5 protein-coding genes are annotated in these 3995 nt (G+C 71.2%); 2 read left to right on the top strand and 3 right to left on the bottom strand.

Annotated features, from left to right (window positions below):
• The coding region (locus VFM98_RS04505) for an FAD-dependent oxidoreductase (RefSeq protein ID WP_325108702.1) at nucleotides 1-1419 on the top strand (1419 nt) is incomplete at its 5' end.
• A gap of 25 nt (nucleotides 1420-1444) precedes the next feature.
• Here the strand turns inward: VFM98_RS04505 and VFM98_RS04510 are convergent.
• Nucleotides 1445-1693: a TIGR04438 family Trp-rich protein gene (locus VFM98_RS04510; protein WP_325108703.1), complete on the bottom strand. Its 249-nt coding sequence runs from the start codon at nucleotides 1691-1693 to the stop codon at nucleotides 1445-1447.
• A gap of 102 nt (nucleotides 1694-1795) precedes the next feature.
• On the opposite strand from VFM98_RS04510, the gene VFM98_RS04515 reads away from it, so the two are divergent.
• On the top strand, nucleotides 1796-2101 hold the full coding sequence (locus tag VFM98_RS04515; protein ID WP_325108704.1) for a c-type cytochrome: 306 nt from the start codon (nucleotides 1796-1798) through the stop codon (nucleotides 2099-2101).
• Nucleotides 2102-2158: 57 nt separating this feature from the next.
• On the opposite strand, the gene VFM98_RS04520 is transcribed toward VFM98_RS04515, so the two are convergent.
• Together VFM98_RS04520 and VFM98_RS04525 are read right to left on the bottom strand one after the other, a co-directional pair.
• Nucleotides 2159-3424 carry a hypothetical protein gene (locus VFM98_RS04520; protein WP_325108705.1) on the bottom strand — a complete coding sequence of 422 codons (1266 nt, stop codon included), beginning with the start codon at nucleotides 3422-3424 and terminating at the stop codon, nucleotides 2159-2161.
• A gap of 170 nt (nucleotides 3425-3594) precedes the next feature.
• A partial coding sequence (locus VFM98_RS04525; RefSeq protein ID WP_414708980.1) for an AMP-binding enzyme occupies nucleotides 3595-3995 on the bottom strand: 401 nt, incomplete at its 5' end.

Consider the following 3995-nt stretch of genomic DNA (forward strand, 5'->3'; position numbering starts at 1 on the left):
ACGCTGGCGGACCTGCTCGCCGAGCAGAAGACACCCAATCCGCCCAGGGTGGTGCTGCTCGAGGCCGACCAGATCGGCTCCGGCACCACGGGCAACTCCACCGGCAACCTGTACGAGACCGTCTCCAGCGGGCTGCGCGAAATCGCCGCCAAGTGGGGCGCCGACGTGGCGCGCCGGGTCGTCGAGGAACGGCGCACGGCCGTGAACTTCATCGAGGAGCGCTGCCGGCTGCTGCCCGACGTGGGCTTCCGGCGCTGCGACCTGGTGGAGTGGGCGGACAAGGCGAACAACGACGCGATCCGCAAGGAGTTCGAGGCGCTCGCCGCCGCCGGCTGCGCCGTCGAGCGCACCACCGCCGTGCCGGCGCCGCTGCCGCCGGTCGAGGGCGACGCACTGGTGCTGCACAACCAGGCGCAGTTCCAGCCGCAGGCCTACGTGGCCGCGCTGGCGCGCCGCGCCGCGGAGGCCGGCGCCATCCTCCACGAGCACTCGCGGGTGCTGGAGATCGACGCCAAGGCCAAGCGCGCCGTCACCGCCTCCGGCAGCGTGACGGCGAAAGAGATCGTGCTGGCGACCCACTCGCCCAAGGGCGTGCACCTGGTGCACACCGAGATGCCGGTGCACCGCGAATACGCCATCGCCTTCGAGTGGCTGGCCGGCGCGCCCCCCGGGCCCGGCACCTTCTGGTGGAAGGCCGCGGACCGGCTGTCGATCCGCACCCTGCAGGCCGCGGACCGCCACTACCTGGTCTGCGCCGGGCAGGAGCACAAGGTCGGCATCCACAACGCCACGGCAGGCCTGATCGCGCTGGAGAACCAGGCGAAGAAGATCTTCGGCGAGCGGCCGATCACCCATCGCTGGTCGGCCCAGAACTACCGCGGCGCCGACGGCCTGCCCTACATCGGCCGCAACCACTCCGACTGCTTCATCGCCACCGGCTTCGCCACCGACGGACTCACCTGGGGCACGGTGGCCGCGCGCCTGATCGCCGCGGAGCTGCTGGGACACCGGTCCGCCTTCGCCGACCTGGTGAAGCCGGGACGCCTGTCGCCGCTGAAGGGCGGCAAGAGCATCCTGGAGGAGAACGTGCTGGTGGTGTCGCAGCTGGTGAAGGACTACCTCACGAAGCGGCAGAACGAGAAGCTCTCGGAGCTCAAGGCGGGCGACAGCGCGATCGTCGATGCCGAGGGCGAGACCTTCGCCGCCTGGCGCGCGCCCGACGGCGAGCTGTTCGCGGTCTCGCCGGTGTGCACGCACGTGGGCTGCAAGGTGCACTGGAACAGCGTGGAGACGAGCTGGGACTGCCCCTGCCACGGCAGCCGCTTCCGCCCCGACGGCACCGTGATCGAGGGCCCGGCCCTCAGCCCGCTGAAGCGCAAGCACGCGCCCGAGCTGGGCGACGGCGCCGCCAAGCCCTGAGCGTACCCGGCGCCGGCCGGACTTCTCAGCGCCGGCCGGACTTCTTGGTGCCCAGCCCGAGCTGCTCGCGCTGGCGGTCGATGCGCGCCTGCTTGCGCGCGTTCTCGCGCTCGACGGCCTTCTTCTTCGTGTAGCCGGACCAGTCGGCCCACGTCCACCACGCGACGGCGAGGGCGAAGGGCGCGAGCACGACCCACCAGGACCAGGCGGCGACGGGGCCCATCTCCAGGTACTTCAGAAGCAACAGGACGACGCCCAACCCCAGGAACAGCATGTGGCCTCCGCGTTCATTGCCAAAAAGTCGACGGCTGGCGGGGTCAACGCCTGTCCGTACAATACCGTTGAAGGACTGTAACTCAAGCGAGAGGACTCCCCCATGAAACGTGCCCTGTTTGTGCTGGCTGCCCTGGCCGCCATTTCCGCGCCGGCGCTGGCCGACCAGGCGCTGGCCCAGGCCAAGAACTGCATGGCCTGCCATGCCATCGACAAGAAGCTGGTCGGCCCCGCCTACAAGGACGTGGCCGCCAAGTACGCCGGCCAGAAGGACGCGGTGGACCGGCTCGCCGCCAAGATCATGAAGGGCGGCGCCGGCGTCTGGGGCCCCGTGCCCATGCCCGCCAACGCGCAGGTGAACGACGCCGAGGCGAAGAAGCTCGCCGCCTGGGTGCTCACCCTGAAGTAAGCCGCCTCCGGCGCGACCCAGCCCGCTTCGGCGGGCTTTTCTTCGTCCGGGGATCGCTCAGCCCGGCGCGATCCGGGATCTCGAAGCCGGCGCGGGACCTCGCAGCGGCTGCCGGCACGCGTACACCAGGTGGGCCAGCCACACGGCCAGCACCGCGGCCCAGGCCAGCGCGATGCGCAGCTGCGGCCAGTCCGGCGCGCGCCCGCGCCCGGCACCCAGGGAGTGGGCCAGGAAATAGAGCCCCGTCACGCCCGCGACGACGATGGTGAAGCGGCAGACGGCGCCCAGCGCATCCGCGGGCACCACGCGCTGCACCAGCCCCGCCAGGCCGTTGCCCGTGCCGGCCAGCACCAGCAGGAAGAACAGCATCGCCACGTGGCCGGCCGCGTCCACCACGCCCGCCAGCGGAATGGCGCTGGAGACCAGCAGCATCAGCGCGATCGCACCGAGCTGCGCCGACACGCCGCCCAGCAGGATCAGGAAGGCCAGCGCCACCTCCACGAAGCCCGCGGCCATGGCGACGAACTCCGGCGACTGCCCCAGGAGCAGCACGGGCAGCCGGTGTTGCAGCACGTCCTGCGTCCAGGCGGGATGGATCCACTTCTCGATGCCCACCCACATGAAGCTGGTGGCCACCGTGAGGCGGAAGATCGCCAGGCCGATCCGGCGCCAGCGGGGCGCATCCGTTCCGTCCAGCACGAGGAAGGCGCAGACGCCGAGGAAGAAGTGGTAGTCCACCATCCGGACCCAGCCGAACTGGTGGACCGAGAACGCGAACAGGGCCAGCAGCCCGGCGCAGCCGGCGACGACGGTCCGGCGCGAGAGGAAGCAGGCCGCCAGCAGCAACTGGTGCGGCGCGATCCAGGCGCCGGGCGCGTGCAGGTCCGGCGCCAGGGTCACGGGCGCGTCGGCGAAGAGCAGCGCCAGGCCGGCCAGGTAGAGCGCCAGGCCGATGCGCACCAGCAGCGCGGCCGCGCGCGTCATCGAGGGCTGGGTGCGCTGCGCCAGCCGCGCCACGACGTTGCCGCGCTGCACCAGCCAGCGGTCCACCCGCTGCACCAGCGCCATCACGCCCAGGGTGGCGGCCAGCAGCATCAGGAAGGTGGGGGATGCGATCAGCGTCCCCGGCCCCACCGGGATGGCATGCGACTCCGCCACGCGGGTGAACCAGCGCACGTGGCCCACCGCGGCGGCGGACAGCCCGGCCAGCCCGAGGGCGAACAGCGCCATCTGCGGGCGCCGCCGGGCCAGGCAAAAGGCGGCTGCGGCCGGTGTTGCGAGCGCGCGGGCGGCGGACCCGGTGGGGCGGTACTGCGTGTCCATGAGCGCATGCTCACGCGCCGCAGAGGGAGCCGCACCGTCCAAAAGGGGGACGGCCCGTGTGAACTAGTTCGCCGGTTTTCCGTGCGATCCGGCGCGAGAATCGCGGATTCGGGACGGGGAAGAAGAAAAGGGCGGCCGCGGCCGCCCTTCTCACGTCGGCTTCGGCCCGACTAGTTGGTCTGGGCCAATTGTTCCAGGATCGCGGGGTTTTCCAGCGTCGTGATGTCCTGGGTGATCGTCTCGCCCTTGGCGATCGAGCGCAGCAGGCGGCGCATGATCTTGCCGCTGCGCGTCTTGGGCAGGTTGTCGCCGAAGCGGATGTCCTTGGGCTTGGCGATCGGGCCGATCTCGTGCGCCACCCAGTTGCGCAGCTCGTTGGCGATCTGCTTGGCTTCCTCTCCCGTGGGACGCGGGCGCTTCAGCACCACGAAGGCGCAGATCGCCTCGCCGGTGAGGTCGTCGGGGCGACCGACCACCGCCGCTTCCGCCACCAGGTCCGTCTTGGCCACCAGCGCCGACTCGATCTCCATCGTGCCCATGCGGTGCCCCGAGACGTTCAGCACGTCGTCGA

Origin of the sequence: Ramlibacter sp., assembly GCF_035706265.1 — a bacterium.
In the GTDB taxonomy this organism is placed as follows: Bacteria; Pseudomonadota; Gammaproteobacteria; order Burkholderiales; family Burkholderiaceae_C; genus Ramlibacter.

Coding starts and splice junctions, on each gene's coding strand:
- VFM98_RS04515 (WP_325108704.1), top strand. CDS start 1,796: ATGAAACGTGCCCTGTTTGTGCTGGCTGCCCTGGCCGCCATTTCCGCG.
- VFM98_RS04520 (WP_325108705.1), bottom strand. CDS start 3,424: ATGGACACGCAGTACCGCCCCACCGGGTCCGCCGCCCGCGCGCTCGCA.
- VFM98_RS04510 (WP_325108703.1), bottom strand. CDS start 1,693: ATGCTGTTCCTGGGGTTGGGCGTCGTCCTGTTGCTTCTGAAGTACCTG.